This is a genomic window from Pseudomonas sp. P8_229 (genome assembly GCF_034008635.1).
In the GTDB taxonomy this organism is placed as follows: Bacteria; Pseudomonadota; Gammaproteobacteria; order Pseudomonadales; family Pseudomonadaceae; genus Aquipseudomonas.
In genome coordinates this window covers 1,019,671-1,034,096 of the sequence record NZ_CP125378.1, presented here as the reverse complement: position 1 = coordinate 1,034,096, position 14,426 = coordinate 1,019,671, and the positions used below count along the sequence as shown (strand labels likewise).

Annotated in this window: 18 protein-coding genes; 10 read left to right on the top strand and 8 right to left on the bottom strand. The window is 60.7% G+C overall.

Annotated elements, in window-relative coordinates; translation table 11 throughout:
- Positions 1-34 precede the first annotated feature (34 nt).
- Positions 35-478 (bottom strand): PilZ domain-containing protein, encoded by a 444-nt coding sequence (locus QMK55_RS04570; protein WP_102354039.1) that lies wholly within the window; start codon positions 476-478, stop codon positions 35-37.
- On the opposite strand from QMK55_RS04570, the gene QMK55_RS04565 reads away from it, so the two are divergent.
- The 5 genes from QMK55_RS04565 (at position 477) to cysB (ending at position 4,445) form a co-directional block, all read left to right on the top strand.
- Positions 477-863: a thioredoxin family protein gene (locus QMK55_RS04565; protein WP_320328742.1), complete on the top strand. Its 387-nt coding sequence runs from the start codon at positions 477-479 to the stop codon at positions 861-863. The two genes, QMK55_RS04570 and QMK55_RS04565, sit on opposite strands and share 2 nt — an antisense overlap.
- Entirely contained in the window at positions 864-1,820 is a 957-nt protein-coding gene (locus QMK55_RS04560; RefSeq protein WP_102354037.1) for a putative 2-dehydropantoate 2-reductase, read from the top strand.
- A 29-nt stretch (positions 1,821-1,849) separates the two neighbouring features.
- A complete protein-coding gene (locus QMK55_RS04555) occupies positions 1,850-2,755 on the top strand; it encodes a 5'-nucleotidase (protein WP_102354036.1) in 906 nt (301 codons plus the stop codon).
- Between the two features lie 98 nt (positions 2,756-2,853).
- Positions 2,854-3,357 (top strand): universal stress protein, encoded by a 504-nt coding sequence (locus tag QMK55_RS04550; protein ID WP_320328741.1) that lies wholly within the window; start codon positions 2,854-2,856, stop codon positions 3,355-3,357.
- Between the two features lie 113 nt (positions 3,358-3,470).
- On the top strand, positions 3,471-4,445 hold the full coding sequence (gene cysB / locus QMK55_RS04545; protein ID WP_007908591.1) for an HTH-type transcriptional regulator CysB: 975 nt from the start codon (positions 3,471-3,473) through the stop codon (positions 4,443-4,445).
- A 9-nt stretch (positions 4,446-4,454) separates the two neighbouring features.
- Here the strand turns inward: cysB and QMK55_RS04540 are convergent, their stop codons facing one another.
- Together QMK55_RS04540 and QMK55_RS04535 are read right to left on the bottom strand one after the other, a co-directional pair.
- Entirely contained in the window at positions 4,455-4,937 is a 483-nt protein-coding gene (locus QMK55_RS04540; protein WP_320328740.1) for a GreA/GreB family elongation factor, read from the bottom strand.
- A 2-nt stretch (positions 4,938-4,939) separates the two neighbouring features.
- The gene (locus tag QMK55_RS04535) at positions 4,940-5,350 is read right to left on the bottom strand and encodes a hypothetical protein (RefSeq protein ID WP_102354034.1); all 411 of its coding nucleotides are present in this window, start codon (positions 5,348-5,350) and stop codon (positions 4,940-4,942) included.
- Positions 5,351-5,474: 124 nt separating this feature from the next.
- Here QMK55_RS04535 and earP point away from each other — a divergent pair, with 124 nt between their 5' ends.
- Positions 5,475-6,617, top strand: a complete 1,143-nt coding sequence (gene earP / locus QMK55_RS04530; protein WP_320328739.1) for an elongation factor P maturation arginine rhamnosyltransferase EarP — start codon at positions 5,475-5,477, stop codon at positions 6,615-6,617.
- Between the two features lie 48 nt (positions 6,618-6,665).
- Entirely contained in the window at positions 6,666-7,235 is a 570-nt protein-coding gene (locus QMK55_RS04525) for an elongation factor P (protein ID WP_028619992.1), read from the top strand.
- 189 nt (positions 7,236-7,424) lie between these two features.
- On the opposite strand, the gene QMK55_RS04520 is transcribed toward QMK55_RS04525, so the two are convergent.
- The 3 genes from QMK55_RS04520 to QMK55_RS04510 all read right to left on the bottom strand — a co-directional run bounded on the left by QMK55_RS04520 (position 7,425) and on the right by QMK55_RS04510 (position 9,667).
- Positions 7,425-7,844: an organic hydroperoxide resistance protein gene (locus QMK55_RS04520; RefSeq protein WP_102354032.1), complete on the bottom strand. Its 420-nt coding sequence runs from the start codon at positions 7,842-7,844 to the stop codon at positions 7,425-7,427.
- Positions 7,845-8,169: 325 nt separating this feature from the next.
- Positions 8,170-8,637: a MarR family winged helix-turn-helix transcriptional regulator gene (locus QMK55_RS04515; protein ID WP_102354030.1), complete on the bottom strand. Its 468-nt coding sequence runs from the start codon at positions 8,635-8,637 to the stop codon at positions 8,170-8,172.
- Positions 8,638-8,710: 73 nt separating this feature from the next.
- On the bottom strand, positions 8,711-9,667 hold the full coding sequence (locus tag QMK55_RS04510; RefSeq protein WP_102354029.1) for a LysR family transcriptional regulator: 957 nt from the start codon (positions 9,665-9,667) through the stop codon (positions 8,711-8,713).
- 109 nt (positions 9,668-9,776) lie between these two features.
- Here QMK55_RS04510 and QMK55_RS04505 point away from each other — a divergent pair, with 109 nt between their 5' ends.
- Complete coding sequence (locus QMK55_RS04505) at positions 9,777-10,526, top strand: sulfite exporter TauE/SafE family protein (RefSeq protein WP_102354137.1); 750 nt, start codon at positions 9,777-9,779, stop codon at positions 10,524-10,526.
- Here the strand turns inward: QMK55_RS04505 and QMK55_RS04500 are convergent.
- Positions 10,516-11,370, bottom strand: a complete 855-nt coding sequence (locus tag QMK55_RS04500; protein WP_047295460.1) for a LysR substrate-binding domain-containing protein — start codon at positions 11,368-11,370, stop codon at positions 10,516-10,518. The two genes, QMK55_RS04505 and QMK55_RS04500, sit on opposite strands and share 11 nt — an antisense overlap.
- Before the next feature lie 96 nt (positions 11,371-11,466).
- Between QMK55_RS04500 and QMK55_RS04495 the strand changes: the two genes are divergently transcribed.
- Entirely contained in the window at positions 11,467-11,688 is a 222-nt protein-coding gene (locus tag QMK55_RS04495) for a DUF1127 domain-containing protein (RefSeq protein WP_007964812.1), read from the top strand.
- Between the two features lie 64 nt (positions 11,689-11,752).
- A complete protein-coding gene (locus QMK55_RS04490) occupies positions 11,753-12,979 on the top strand; it encodes a winged helix-turn-helix domain-containing protein (RefSeq protein ID WP_320328738.1) in 1,227 nt (408 codons plus the stop codon).
- Between the two features lie 97 nt (positions 12,980-13,076).
- On the opposite strand, the gene QMK55_RS04485 is transcribed toward QMK55_RS04490, so the two are convergent.
- Entirely contained in the window at positions 13,077-14,423 is a 1,347-nt protein-coding gene (locus QMK55_RS04485) for a class II 3-deoxy-7-phosphoheptulonate synthase (protein WP_007964815.1), read from the bottom strand.
- Positions 14,424-14,426: the final 3 nt, after the last annotated feature.

The following is a 14,426-nucleotide window of genomic DNA, read 5'->3' as shown; positions in this document are numbered from 1 at the left end:
GTCAGACGCGGCTCGACAATGGGCAAACGCCGCTTTAATCCAGCACTGGCTGGGCAAAAGCCTTGCGAACGCTGTCGTGAGAGAACTCGTCGGCGTGTTGTTCGACCCATTGCAGGGCCAGCGCCTGAATATCCTGCAGGTCGTCGTGGGCCTCGTTCATGCGGCAATAGCGTTCGATCTGGCACACCTGTTCGCCCATCCGGGCGCTGAACAGCGTCTGCTCATCGGTGAACGCGATCCCCAGCAGATAGCCCTTTTTGCGCCGCAGGCACCACGCCACATAGCCCGGGTAACAAATGTCGGTGTTGAGCGTCGGCATGCGCACTTGCAGGGCGGTGCCGTGGCGCCAGGCACGGTGATAATTGCAAGCGATCCCGCCGAGGCTGATAGTGTGCAGCTGTTGCCTGGAAATGCACTCGGGCTTGAGTAACGTTAATTCGACAGGCACTTCGTCCGGATGAGGAATGAAACGTCCCATGAGCACAGACTCCCTGTGTCGGCCATTTGACATTGTTTCCCCCAGTATAGTGGTCGAATCGCAGCTGACCGATTTCGACGCCGACCAGCGGCTGCTGGCGATGAGCGGCGTTTCGCTGGTGATTTTCACCAATGTCGGCTGCTCCAGTTGCCGGTTTGCCCGTGAGGTGCTGCCCGGGTTCGAGCTGGCGGTCGATCGCCTGTGCTGGATCGATGCCGTCGACAACGGCGGGTTGGTGGAGCGCTATCAGGTCTTTCATTTGCCGGCGCTGTTCGTGGTGCGCGACGGCGAGTTCTTTGGTGCATTGCACACGCGCCTGACAGCCGCTGCGCTGAATACGGCAGTGGCGCAGGCGCTGGGTCGAATTGCAGAGGAGTTGCCATAGATGGTGAGAGCAGACAACAAACCGGTGATCGGGATTATCGGCACCGGTGCAATTGGCGGGTTCTACGGATTGATGCTGGCGCGGGCCGGTTTCGATGTGCACTTTTTACTGCGCAGCGAATTCGTTGCGGTGGCCGAGCGCGGTTTACAGGTGGACAGTGCGGTCCACGGCACCCTGACGCTGAACCCGGTGCAAGCCTACGCAAAGGCTGACGACATGCCGGCCTGCGACTGGTTGCTGGTGGGCGCCAAGACCACCAGCAGCGCCGGGCTGGCACCGGCGATCATTGCTGCGGCCAAACCCGGCGCGAAAGTGCTGGTGCTGCAAAACGGTCTGGACGTCGAAGACAGCTTGCGGGAGTTGCTGCCCGACTTCCTGCATCTGCTCGGCGGTCTGTGCCTGATCTGTGTGCACCGCGAAGGCCCGGGGCACATTACTCATCAGGCGTTGGGGGCGGTGAACGTCGGCTACCACAGCGGCCCGGCGGCGGATGACGCGGTGCGCATGGCGATCGTCGATGAGGGCGCCGGGCTGTTCCGTGCCGCCGGCATCGATTCACAGGCGATGCCCAATCTGCATCAGGCGCGCTGGCAGAAACTGGTCTGGAATATTCCCTACAACGGCCTCTCGGTGTTGCTCGGTGCCAGCACCACGCCGCTGATGGCCGACGCCGACAGTCGCGCACTGATCCAGGCCTTGATGGCCGAAGTGGTGCAGGGCGCCAGGGCCTGTGGCTACGACATGCCGCCGGGTTACGCCGAGTACCTGTTCATGATGACCGAGAAAATGCCCGACTATTGGCCGAGCATGTACCACGATTTCCTGCACAAGCGGCCGCTGGAGCTGGAGGCGATTTATGCCCGGCCATTGGCGGCGGCCAAAGCGGCAGGGTGTGAACTGCCGCGTATCGAAGCGCTGTATCGAACGTTGAGTTTCATCGACCGACGCAACACCTGAGTCGGTTTTTTGGGGGAGTGGGGAAAGGCATGGCCAAGAACATCGATGACAAGCTGGTGCTGGCGATTTCGTCTCGCGCCTTGTTCGACCTGAGCGAGAGTCACAAGATCTATCTGTCGAGCGGCGTCGAAGCCTACCGGCAATATCAGATCGAACACGAAGACGAGATTCTGGCTCCCGGCGATGCCTTTCCCCTGGTGGAAAAACTCCTGAGCCTCAACAGTCGCCTCGACCGCGCCCGGGTCGAGGTGATTCTGGTCTCGCGTAACAGTGCCGACACCGGCCTGCGCGCTTTCAACTCGATTCATCACTATGGGCTGGACATCTCCCGGGCGGCATTCGTCGGCGGGCGCAGTCCGTATCCGTACCTCAAGGCCTTTGGCTGTGATCTGTTTCTGTCCACGCACGCCGAAGATGTGCGCGCCGCACTGGACGCCGGATTCGCTGCGGCGACGATCTTGTCCGGTGGTGCCAGTCGTGCCGCCAGCGATGAGCTGCGTATCGCCTTCGACGGCGACGCGGTGTTGTTCTCCGATGAGTCCGAGCGCATTTATCAGTCTGGCGGGCTGGAGGCGTTTCAGGCCAAGGAGCGTGAGGCGGCGCGCGAGCCATTGCACGGCGGGCCGTTCAAAGGCTTTCTGGCGGCGCTCAATGCGCTGCAGCGCGAGTTCCCCGAGGACGATTGCCCGATCCGCACGGCGCTGGTGACCGCACGTTCGGCGCCAGCCCATGAGCGGGTGATCCGCACCTTGCGCGAGTGGGACATTCGTCTCGACGAGTCGTTGTTCCTCGGCGGGCTGACCAAATCGGCGTTCCTTGAAGCCTTCGCTGCCGATGTGTTTTTCGACGATCAGGCCGGTCACTGCGAGCTCGCCCGCGAAGTGGTCGCCACCGGCCACGTGCCGCACGGCATCAGCAACGAACCGTCGATCTAAAGCCCCAGTGCTTCAAGACGTTGGGTCGCACGTCGTACTCGCCAAGGCACTGCTAAGCTGAATCAAATCTCCGCCATGTTGGCACGCGAGGAGGTCATATGATTCGTTCGATGCTGTATGCCACTGACCTCGGTCTGTACGCACCGTTAGTGATGCAGCATGCCCTGGCGTTGGCGCGAACATTCAATGCCGACTTGTATGTGGTGCATGCGGTGGAGCCCATGGGACTGTTTGCCGAGTCGGTGTTGCAAAGCTATCTCGACGAACAGGCATTGAACGAATTCCAAAGTCAGGGTCTGAAAACTGTCATCGCCAGTATCGAGCAGCGGGTCCTGGACAGTTTTCGCGAAGAGCTGGGGGAGGAGGGCGAGCAGGATCTGCAGCGGATTCGCGCGGTTCGGGTACTGCAGGGCGATCCGGCGCAGGTGATTCTCGACCAGGTGCAGAAACTCTCGGTGGATTTGCTGATCGTCGGCACGCATAGCCACGGTGTGGGGGCGGAAACCCCTTTGGGGCGCACCGCAACGCGAGTCCTGCAATTGGCCAAGGTACCGGTCTATCTGGTGCCGTTGGTGGAGCGTCGGCGCCTGGGGGATCGCTGAAGCGGGAATAATGGCGTTTTGATAAAAAAGTTCTAGATTTATTAATCAAACCATTAATATAGTTATATACCGTCGCTGATGCCCGTGGCGTCTACCTGCTTTGAGGGATACATATGAAGCTTCAACAATTGCGCTACATCTGGGAAGTGGCGCACCACGACCTCAACGTTTCCGCTACAGCCCAAAGCCTTTACACCTCGCAACCGGGCATCAGTAAACAGATCCGCCTGCTGGAAGATGAACTTGGCGTTGAAGTGTTCGCCCGCAGCGGCAAGCACCTGACCCGCGTCACTCCGGCCGGCGAGCGCATCATCACCACTGCTGGCGAGATCCTGCGCAAAGTCGAAAGCATCAAACAGATTGCCCAGGAGTTCTCCAACGAGAAGAAAGGCACCCTGTCGATCGCCACCACCCACACCCAGGCGCGTTATGCACTGCCGCCGGTGATCAGCAACTTCATCAAGCAATATCCGGACGTGGCGCTGCACATGCACCAGGGTTCGCCGATGCAGATCGCCGAAATGGCCGCTGACGGCACCGTCGATTTCGCCATCGCCACCGAAGCGCTGGAGCTGTTCGGTGATCTGGTGATGATGCCGTGCTACCGCTGGAACCGCTGCGTGGTGGTGCCGCAGGGCCACCCGCTGACCAAGCTGCCGAAGCTGACCTTGGAAGCGCTGGCCGAATACCCGATCGTGACTTACGTGTTCGGTTTCACCGGCCGTTCGAAACTCGACGAAGCCTTCAGCCATCGTGGCCTGACGCCGAAAGTGGTGTTCACCGCTGCCGACGCCGACGTGATCAAAACCTACGTGCGCCTCGGTCTGGGCGTGGGCATCGTCGCCAAGATGGCGGTCGACACCAAACTCGACAACGACCTGGTGGTGCTGGATGCCAGCGAGCTGTTCGAGTCGAGCATCACCAAGATCGGTTTCCGTCGCGGCACCTTCCTGCGTGGCTTCATGTGCGACTTCATCGAGAAGTTCGCACCGCACCTGACCCGCGAAGTGATGGCCAAAGCCATCCAGTGCCACAACAAGCAAGAGCTGGAAGAGCTGTTCGACGGCGTCGAACTGCCGGTCCACTAAGACCCTGCCTCAGAGCACCTCGGTGACAGCGAACTGTTGCCGGGTGCCCGCCACCAGAATCTCCACCTCATCACCTTCGAGCTTGCCCAGCAGGCTTTTGCCCAGCGGCGAGCGCGGGGTGATGACGGTGATCGGCTGACCCACCACATCGACTTTCAGGCCTGCTGCATCCGGCGCCAGGAACAGCCATTGCTCGCGACCCTTTTCGTCTTCCAGACCGAGCAGGGCGCCGATCTCGATACCGCGATTTTCATCGTAGGCGTGCAGCGTCAGGTTCTGGCACAGCGCCAGTGACTGACGGATTTCCTCGACCCGTTTCGCCTGACCCGCCGCCAGATAAGACGCCTCAAGCCCGAGCGTGTCGTACTTGTTCTCGGCGATGTTCTCTTCGTGGGTCGCGGTTTCGTAAGCGGTCTGCGCGGCGCGCTCGGCGATGTCGAGATCGACACGCAGTTTGTCGAGGATCAATTGGTGGACGGTGTGCTTGTTCATGATCAATCGCAGAATTGCAAAACGTTGGCGCGGCTCTTCTCGCTTGGCGCGGTCTGATCCTGTTGCAGCCAGAACTGGCACTTGGGGTTCGACTGATTGCGCGTGCTGCTGCGCGCCTGATCCAACCGTGCCTGCTGCTCGTTCTTGCGCAGGTTCTCTTCGTACTGCTCGAACAGCGGGCTCTGTGGTGGAATGTCCGGTTGTACCTGGACCGCCGCCGGCGGCTTGGCCAGTTGCTGCACAGCCTGGGCGACAGGCGCCAGTTGTGCGGTGAACACAAGGCGCGAGAGCAGCCAGCAGGTCAGCGCGATGGCCAGAAAGCCCAGCCACATGCCCAGGGCAATGCTACCGGTCAGGCGCAGCGCGCTAAGCTGAACAGGCAACGGACGACGCGGGTTGGGGCGATAGGGCATGGCTGCCTCCTGGCGGATGATTGCGGGCAAGTGGCGATTGTCGCACGAAGATTAATCGCCGTCGGCTCTTCTGCACGACGTCATTTATGCGGACAATCAGCGCTTTTGCCAACGGGAGTCTTGCATGCCGGTATTGAAAACCCGCTGGGATATTTTTTGTACCGTGGTCGACAACTATGGCGACATCGGCGTGACCTGGCGTCTGGCCCGGCAACTGGTGGCCGAGCATTCACTGACGGTGCGCCTGTGGGTCGATGACCTGCGCGCCTTCGAGCGCATCTGCCCTGAGATCGATATCAACCTTGCGCAGCAATCGCAGCAGGGTGTCGAGGTGCGGCACTGGCCGAGCGACTGGGCGCAGACGGAAGCCGCGGACGTGGTGATCGCCGCGTTTGCCTGTCAGTTGCCTCCGGCGTACATGGACGCCATGGCCGAGCGCCAACAGCCGCCGCTGTGGATGAACCTCGATTACCTCAGCGCCGAAGACTGGGTCAGCGGTTGTCACGGCTTGCCCTCGGTGAAATACCAATCGGTGCAGAAGTTCTTCTTCTTTCCTGGGTTTCAACCGGGGACGGGGGGCTTGCTGCGTGAAAGCGGTTTGCTGGAGAGGCGTCGGCAATTTCAACGGGATGCCGTTGCGCAGCGTCAGTTTCTGGAAAGTCTGGGCATCGAACGCGCTCCGGGCGCACAGCTGATTTCACTGTTTGCCTACGAGAACGCCGGTCTCGCCAGTTGGCTGGATGTGCTGGCCGCCGATGACAAACCAACCCATCTGTTGGTGCCGGAAGGGCGGATTCTTGGCGATGTCGCGCGCTGGCTTGGGGTCGATTCGCTGGCGGTCGGCGACCTGAACGTACGTCAGGCGCTGACGGTGCAGGTGCTGCCGTTCGTCCGTCAGGATCAATACGATCAATTGCTCTGGTGCTGCGATTTCAATGCGGTGCGTGGAGAGGACTCGTTCGTGCGGGCGCAGTGGGCCGGGCGGCCGATGCTCTGGCACATCTATCAGCAGGACGAAGACATCCATCTGGATAAGCTCGACGCTTTCCTTGCGCTGTATACGAAAGGTCTTTCGTCGGCAGCTGCCGAGGCGATGAACGGTCTGTGGCGAGCCTGGAGTGCCGGGCAACCGATCGGCGAGCACTGGCTAGAGGCCCGTAAACACTGGTCGGAACTGCAGAAAAACGCCGAGCAATGGTGTCTGGAACAAGGCTTGCAGGCGGATCTTGCCACGGCGCTGGTACAGTTTTACCTAAATTGGATATGATACGCGGCCTAGATTTTTGTAAATCCCATCCAAATTCGGATATTCGCAATGAAAACTGGTAAAGAACTGAAACCCGGTACCGTGATCCGTCTCGAAAACGATCCTTGGCTGGTTCAGAAAGCTGAATTCACCAAATCGGGCCGTAACAGCGCGATCATGAAGACCAAGCTGAAAAACCTGCTGACCGGTTACAAGACCGAGATCGTTTACAGCGCTGACGACAAACTGGACGACGTAATCCTCGACCGCAAAGAAGCGACCCTGTCCTTCATCAGCGGCGACACCTACACGTTCATGGACACCACTGACTACACCATGTACGAGCTGAACGCTGAAGACATCGAAGCCGTTCTGCCTTTCGTTGAAGAAGGCATGACCGATGTTTGCGAAGCGATCTTCTTCGAAGAGCGTCTGGTTTCCGTAGAGCTGCCGACCACCATCGTGCGCGTAGTTGACTACACCGAAGGTTCGGCTCGCGGCGACACTTCCGGCAAAGTCATGAAGCCAGCCAAGCTGAGCAACGGTACTGAGCTGCAGGTTGCTGACTTCATCGAAATCGGTGACAAGATCGAGATCGACACCCGCGAAGGCGGTTCCTACAAAGGCCGTGCCAAATAAGCACTGCTTTTCGCGGAAAGAAAAAGCCCGACCATTGAGTCGGGCTTTTTTGTGCCTGCGATTTCATATTCACCGCTGAACCCTGTGGGAGCGAGCTTGCTCGCGAATGCGGTGGGCCATCCAGTGAAGTGTTAACTGTCAGGACGCCTTCGCGAGCAAGCCCGCTCCCACAGTGGTTTGGCGTTGATCTCAAACGGTGGTGTGCAAGCGCACATCAACGTTGCCACGGGTCGCGTTGGAGTACGGGCAAACCTGGTGCGCCGCGTCGACCAGACTCTGTGCATCTGCCTGTTCCAGCCCCGGCAGGCTGATGTACAGGTCGATGTCCAGACCGAAACCGCCAGGGATCTGGCCGATGCCGACGTGCGCGGTGATCGAGGCGTCGTCGGGGATCTTGCGTTTGGTCTGGCTGGCGACGAATTTCAGCGCGCCGATGAAGCAGGCCGAGTAACCGGCAGCGAACAGTTGCTCAGGGTTGGTCGCTGCACCACCGGCACCGCCAAGTTCTTTCGGGGTGGCGAGTTTGACGTCGAGGATGTTGTCGCTGGAGATCGCACGACCGTCACGGCCGCCAGTGGAGGTTGCGATTGCGGTGTAGAGAGTTTGCATGGTATGGGCCTCGTCGGGTGTTTATTTTGCGCTAATTATTTGCGCGCTAAGTAAGTGCGAAATGAATGTAGCTCGCTAATGTTTAGTGCGCAAGATAATTTTTTGAGAAAGCTGAATCTCATTCCTGTAAAGGCACTGTCGATCAGCTTGAAAGTGAAGATTTAGAGCGGATGGTGGGGGGGGCGGGGGCTGAAGAATATTTTTCCTGGTGAACCGATCCTTTGTAGGAGTGAGCCTGCTCGCGATAGCGGTGGGACAGGCAATACGCAAGCCGACTGAACCACCGCTATCGCGAGCAGGCTCACTCCTACAAGGGACAGCGTTGTTATCCGGGCAGGCTGTCTTGCAAATGACTGCGCAGGGCTTGCAGCTCCGATTGCAGATTCTGCAGGCGCTCGACGGTAAAACCGCTGGCGCCAAGGATGCATTGCGGAACGCTCTTGGCCTGGTCACGCAGGGCGCGGCCCTGTGCGGTCAGTTCGACGATCACCACCCGCTCATCCTCGCGACTGCGGGTGCGGCTGAGCAAACCTTCACCCTCCAGGCGCTTGAGCAACGGTGTCAGCGATCCCGGATCGGTCAGCAACCGGGTGCTGATTTCGCCCACGGTCAAACCGTCCTTTTCCCACAGCACCATCATCGCCAGATACTGCGGATAGGTCAGGCCCAGCGCTTGCAACAGCGGTTTGTAGACCTTGGTCATCATCAGTGAAGTGGAATGCAGGGCGAAGCAGGCCTGGTTGTCCAGCCGCAGGTGATCGCAGTTGTCGGTGGTGTCGCGTTCGGTGGTCATGGCAAAGCCTTGTTCGATGATGGGCTTGAATCTAGCGCCCGAATGTTTAATGCGCCAGATAATTATCCTGAATCTAGTGCCGGCCCAGCTCGCGTTGCAGCGCCAGATCCCATGGTGGCACCGGGCTGAAACGGGTCTTGAGGTATTCCAGGAGCAAGCGACTGCGCGAGTTTGTCTGCTGTTCCATGCGCAGCGCATAGATGCCGGTGGTCTCCGGTTGTGGCAGGCCGTTCTCGCAGAACAGCGGCAACAGCTCGCCGCGCAGCAGGTATTCACTGGCCAGCCAGGTCGGCAAATGCGCGATGCCCAGCCCAGCCAATGCGCCGCATACCAGCGCCTCGGCATTGTTGGCGCTCATGCGGATACGCGAGGGGCGATGCAGTTGCATCTGCCCGTCCCGTTCGAAGCGCCAGGCGAAGGGCGGGGCAAGGCCTTCCCAATCCAGTCCGTCATGGTCATTCAACTGTCCGGGATGGTTTGGCGTGCCACGGCGTTTAAGGTATTCGGGGCTGGCGCAGGCGATGCGCACCATGCTTGCCAGCGGGGTGGCGACCAGCCGCGTATCGGCCATTTGCCCGGCACGTAATACCAGATCAACCTTGCCCAGGTTCGAACCCTGCATGTCGATGAAACTGTCGATCAGGTGCAACTGCACGTCGAGCCCCGGATACAGCACCAGAAAATCGGCAATCACCGGTGCCAGATGCCGCCGACCGAAAGCAGCCGGGGCGTCGACGCGGATCAAGCCTTCCGGCGCACTGCTCAGCGACACCGCTTCAGCGCGGGCCAGTTGCAGCTCGGCAACGATGCGCCGCGCGCGTTCGGCAAAGGCCAGACCGGCCGGCGTGGCGCGCACGGCGTGGGTGCTGCGGACGAACAACTGGCTGCCGACCGCGCTTTCCAGGCTGTCGATGCGTCGTGCCACGGCGGAGGGTGTCAGCGGATGACGGCGCGAAGCCGCAGAAAAGCTGCCGCTTTCCAAGACATCGAGAAACAGCCCGAGCTGGTCGGTCAATTGATCGGGATTCATGAATGTTCAGTGCTTGTGCGAAGTTGGCATAGCCATTGTGCGTTGCTATGCGTTTCCCCGCCAGCCTCGACTGCGTAGGATGAATCGCCTGACGGATGAGGAAATTGCTGTGATCGAGTTTTTGTTGTACCTGCTGTTTGGCGCCGCCCTTGGCACATTGGGCGGCATATTCGGCATCGGCGGTGGCTTGATCGCGATCCCGCTGCTGGGCGTGTGGTTCGGCCTTGATCAGCAGATCGCCCAAGGCACGGCGCTGGTGATGGTCGTGCCGAACGTGATGCTGGCGCTGTGGCGCTATCACCAGCGCAATCGCATCGAGCTGCGTCATGCATTGCCGTTGGCGCTCATGGGCTTCTGCTTCGCCTGGATCGGTTCGATCTGGGCGGTGGGCATCGATGCGCAAACCATGCGCATCGGGTTTGTCGCTTTTCTCGTGGTGCTCTCGGCGTACAACCTGCTGAAGATGTTCGGCAAGCAACCCGCTGCGACTTCCGAGATGCGTTATTCCTGGCCTTGGCTCGGCGTGCTCGGCGCGGCGTCCGGGACCATGGGCGGTCTGTTTGGTGTCGGCGGGGCGGTGGTGGCGACGCCAGTGCTGACCAGCCTGTTCGGCACCACCCAAGTAGTCGCCCAGGGCCTGTCGCTTGCCTTGGCGTTGCCGAGCACCGGCGTGACGCTGGTGACGTACGCGGTGCATCACGAGGTGGACTGGATGATCGGCCTGCCGCTGGCCATCGGCGGTCTGGCGAGCATCAGTTGGGGCGTGAAAGTTGCCCACGCCATGCCGGAAAGGCTGCTGCGCGGGCTGTTCTGCGGTTTTCTGGTGCTGTGCGCGGTAATGCTCGCCCTTAAAGTTTGAAGCCTTCGACGATGTGCTCGGCCAGGCATTCGGTGATCGGCGACGGATTGTTCAGGTTGCGGATCAGCATGATGCTGGCCTCGGGTAGCAGCGGCAGGTCTTCGTTGGCGCCGAGAATGCGCATGTCCGGGGTGATCAGGCTTTCCAGTTGCGCGGTGATCGCCAGCCCCGCGCTCACCACCGCCATCAGTGCCGACAGGCTGGTGCTGTTGTAGGCGATGCGGTAGTCGCGGCCCATCGCGTCCAGCGCATTGCAGGCCCACAGGCGGCAGAAACAATCACTGTTGAACATCGCCAGCGGCAGCGGCGTCTGCTCGTGGGCGCTGAAGTTTTGCGCTTCGGCCCAGACGAAACGCTCCTTGCGCAGCAACTGGCCTATCTCGTTGCCCGGTTCGCGGGTGACGATCGACAAGTCCAGGTCGGTGCGTTGCAACAACTGCTTGCTGGATTCGCAATGCACTTCGATCTGGATCAGCGGATAGAACTGGGCGAACCGCGACAGAATCCCCGGCAGAAACCGCATCACGTAATCATCCGGCGTACCGATGCGCACGGTACCGACCATGTGCGGCTCGCGCAGGGTGTTGAATACCTCGCTGTGCAACTTGAGGATGCGCCGCGCGTAACCCAGTAGCACCTGGCCCTCGGCGGTCAGGCGTACCTGACGGCCGTCACGCTCGAACAACTGGCGCTGCAGCACGTCTTCTTCCAGACGCTTCATCTGCATGCTCACCGCCGATTGCGTGCGGTTGACCATTTCGCCGGCGCGGGTAAACCCGCCCTGATCGGCAATCGCAACGAAGGTGCGCAGGACATCGGTATCGATACTGGGGTAGGCCGACAATTGATGAATCTCCGTGATGAATGCCATCAGAAACATTCGTTGGATTGATCTTAGCGCCAGCGCGAGACTTGAGCCATCCACAAGGAGGGCAACACGATGAAAGGTCAAAGAGAGTATGTAGACGACACAAAATTTTCCGGCCACGGCCATATCGTTTCCGACCTGCTGCACAAGTTTAGCCGCTGGTATGAATTGCACCGTGAACGCGAGTTGCTCGCCAGTCTGAGCGATGAAGCGCTGAAGGACATCGGGGTCAGCCGGGCCGACGTCGAACATGAGGCCATCCGGCCGTTCTGGGACGATCCGATGCATAAATGACCAGGGCCTTACTACACAAACCACTTTCAAGTGAGGTAGGTTGCGAGCAGACAAGGATATGTTCATGCCCGCGACTCTGGCCTTTTCCCTCAAACAGGCGCGACGCCTGGCGCTGGCTGCCCAAGGGTTCAACGGGCGCCAGCCGCCAACCGTCAAGGCGCCGCAGCTCAACCGGCTGATCGAACGGCTGGGCCTGCTGCAGATCGACTCCGTCAACGCCGTGGTGCGCTCGCACTACCTGCCGCTGTTTTCCCGTCTGGGTTTCTATTCCGCTGATTTGCTCGACCAGGCCGCCTGGAGTTCGGGGCGACGTCGCACGTTGTTCGAATACTGGGGCCATGAAGCGTCGTTGCTGCCGCTGTCGATGTATCCGTTGCTGGGTTGGCGGATGCAGCGCGCCAGACGTGGCGAGGACATCTACCAGCAATTGGCTAAATTCGGGCGCGAGCAACAGGAGACGGTTCGTCGGGTTCTGGCCTCGGTCGAGGAGCAGGGTGCATTGGGCGCCGGCAGTCTGTCGACCCGCGAAGACAAGGCCGGACCATGGTGGGACTGGAGCGCGGAGAAGCATGCGCTGGAGTGGTTGTTTGCTGCCGGTGAAGTGACCGTGGCCGGGCGTCGCGGCTTTGAGCGTTTGTATGATTTGCCGGAGCGGGTCATCCCTGCGCCGATTCTGCAGCAGCCGCTGCCGGATGAAGCAGAGGCCCAGCGCGGTTTGCTGCTGCACGCAGCCCAGGCATTGGGCGTGGGGGTGGAGAAGGATCTGCGGGATTATTTTCGCTTGAATCCGGCTGATGCCCGACCGCGTCTGGCGGAACTGGTCGAGGACGGGCAGTTGCAGACTTGCGAAGTCGCTGGCTGGCGGCAGATCGCCTACTGCCTGCCGGAGCCGAAAGTGCCGCGCAAGGTCGCCGCCAGTGCGTTGCTGTCGCCGTTCGATTCGTTGATCTGGGAGCGCAGTCGCACCGAGCGGTTGTTCGATTTCCGCTATCGACTGGAGATCTACACGCCACAGGACAAACGGGTCTACGGCTATTACGTGCTGCCGTTTTTGCACAACGAGCGGATTGCCGCGCGGGTCGATCTGCGCGCCGAGCGGGCGTCGGGACGTCTGGCGGTGCATGCGGTCCACGAGGAACAGCCGGGACTGGAGGATGAGGGAATGCTGGCGCTGGCGTTGAATTTGCGGCGTATGGCCGATTGGCTGGGGCTTGCGCGGGTGCAGCTCAATTGTCAGCGCGAGAGTGCGGGGCGGTTGCGGGAGGCATTGGCGAAAATTGAGGTCGTCTGAGCGGACGCCTTCGCGAGCAGGCTCGCTCCCACATGGGTTTGTATACGACACAGATCCAGTGTGGGAGCGAGCCTGCTCGCGAAAGAAGCGACGCGGTCTAGCGGCGAACCTGCTTCAGCGTCTCGGCAATCAAAAACGCCAGTTCCAGCGACTGATCGGCATTCATCCGCGGATCGCAGTGGGTGTGATAACGGTCCGACAATCCGTCTTCAGTGATCGGCCGCGCACCGCCGATGCACTCGGTGACATTCTGCCCGGTCATCTCGATGTGAATCCCGCCGGCATAGGTGCCTTCGGCTTCGTGCACCTGGAAGAACTGCTTCACTTCGCCAAGAATCTGCGCGAAGTCGCGGGTTTTGTAGCCGCTGCTGGCCTTGATGGTGTTGCCGTGCATCGGGTCGGAACTCCACAGCACCTGCTTGCCTTCACGCTGCACTGCGCGGATCAGCGCCGGCAGGTGATCGCCGACCTTGTTTGCGCCCATCCGCGCGATCAGGTTCAAACGGCCCGGATCGTTGTCCGGGTTGAGCACGTCGATCAGGCGGATCAGGTCGTCCGGGTTCATGCTTGGGCCGACCTTGACGCCAATCGGGTTGTTCACCCCACGCAGGAATTCGACGTGGGCGCCGTCGAGCTGACGGGTGCGGTCGCCGATCCACAGCATGTGCGCCGAGCAATCGTAGTAATCGTTGGTCAGGCTGTCGCGGCGCACGAAGGCTTCTTCGTAGTTCAGCAGCAGCGCTTCGTGGGCGGTGAAGAAACTGGTTTCGCGCAGTTGCGGCGAGCTGTCCATGCCGCAGGCGCGCATGAACGCCAGGGTTTCATCGATGCGGTCGGCCAGGTGGCTGTATTTCTCGGCCAGCGCCGAGTTGGCGATGAAATCCAGGTTCCACTTGTGCACCTGATGCAGGTCGGCAAAACCGCCCTGGGCGAAGGCGCGCAACAGGTTCAGGGTGGCGGTGGACTGGTGATACGACTGCAGCAGACGCTCAGGATCCGGCACGCGGCTTTTTTCGTCGAAACCGATGCCGTTGACGATGTCGCCACGGTAGGCCGGCAGGGTCACGCCGTCGATGGTTTCGTCGTTGGCCGAGCGCGGTTTGGCGAACTGGCCGGCCATGCGCCCGACCTTGACCACCGGGCAGCCGGCGGCGAAGGTCATGACGATCGCCATCTGCAGCAACACTTTGAACGTGTCGCGAATCTTCGCTGCGGAGAACTCGGCGAAGCTTTCCGCGCAATCGCCGCCCTGTAGCAGGAATGCCCGGCCCTGAGTCACTTCGGCAAACTGTCGACGCAGCTCGCGCGCTTCGCCGGCAAACACCAGCGGCGGGTAGCTGGCCAGGGTCTGCTCGACCTGGCGCAGATGCGCAGCGTCGGGGTATTGGGGTTGCTGCTGGATCGGCAGGGCGCGCCAGCTGTCAGGGCTCCACGGTTGGCTCATCAC

What these genes read in the sequence shown, in the direction of transcription:
- QMK55_RS04565 (WP_320328742.1), top strand. Translation starts at nt 477, where the DNA reads ATGAGCACAGACTCCCTGTGTCGGCCATTTGACATTGTTTCCCCCAGT.
- QMK55_RS04570 (WP_102354039.1), bottom strand. Translation starts at nt 478, where the DNA reads ATGGGACGTTTCATTCCTCATCCGGACGAAGTGCCTGTCGAATTAACG.
- QMK55_RS04560 (WP_102354037.1), top strand. Translation starts at nt 864, where the DNA reads ATGGTGAGAGCAGACAACAAACCGGTGATCGGGATTATCGGCACCGGT.
- QMK55_RS04555 (WP_102354036.1), top strand. Translation starts at nt 1,850, where the DNA reads ATGGCCAAGAACATCGATGACAAGCTGGTGCTGGCGATTTCGTCTCGC.
- QMK55_RS04550 (WP_320328741.1), top strand. Translation starts at nt 2,854, where the DNA reads ATGATTCGTTCGATGCTGTATGCCACTGACCTCGGTCTGTACGCACCG.
- cysB (WP_007908591.1), top strand. Translation starts at nt 3,471, where the DNA reads ATGAAGCTTCAACAATTGCGCTACATCTGGGAAGTGGCGCACCACGAC.
- QMK55_RS04540 (WP_320328740.1), bottom strand. Translation starts at nt 4,937, where the DNA reads ATGAACAAGCACACCGTCCACCAATTGATCCTCGACAAACTGCGTGTC.
- QMK55_RS04535 (WP_102354034.1), bottom strand. Translation starts at nt 5,350, where the DNA reads ATGCCCTATCGCCCCAACCCGCGTCGTCCGTTGCCTGTTCAGCTTAGC.
- earP (WP_320328739.1), top strand. Translation starts at nt 5,475, where the DNA reads ATGCCGGTATTGAAAACCCGCTGGGATATTTTTTGTACCGTGGTCGAC.
- QMK55_RS04525 (WP_028619992.1), top strand. Translation starts at nt 6,666, where the DNA reads ATGAAAACTGGTAAAGAACTGAAACCCGGTACCGTGATCCGTCTCGAA.
- QMK55_RS04520 (WP_102354032.1), bottom strand. Translation starts at nt 7,844, where the DNA reads ATGCAAACTCTCTACACCGCAATCGCAACCTCCACTGGCGGCCGTGAC.
- QMK55_RS04515 (WP_102354030.1), bottom strand. Translation starts at nt 8,637, where the DNA reads ATGACCACCGAACGCGACACCACCGACAACTGCGATCACCTGCGGCTG.
- QMK55_RS04510 (WP_102354029.1), bottom strand. Translation starts at nt 9,667, where the DNA reads ATGAATCCCGATCAATTGACCGACCAGCTCGGGCTGTTTCTCGATGTC.
- QMK55_RS04495 (WP_007964812.1), top strand. Translation starts at nt 11,467, where the DNA reads ATGAAAGGTCAAAGAGAGTATGTAGACGACACAAAATTTTCCGGCCAC.
- QMK55_RS04490 (WP_320328738.1), top strand. Translation starts at nt 11,753, where the DNA reads ATGCCCGCGACTCTGGCCTTTTCCCTCAAACAGGCGCGACGCCTGGCG.
- QMK55_RS04485 (WP_007964815.1), bottom strand. Translation starts at nt 14,423, where the DNA reads ATGAGCCAACCGTGGAGCCCTGACAGCTGGCGCGCCCTGCCGATCCAG.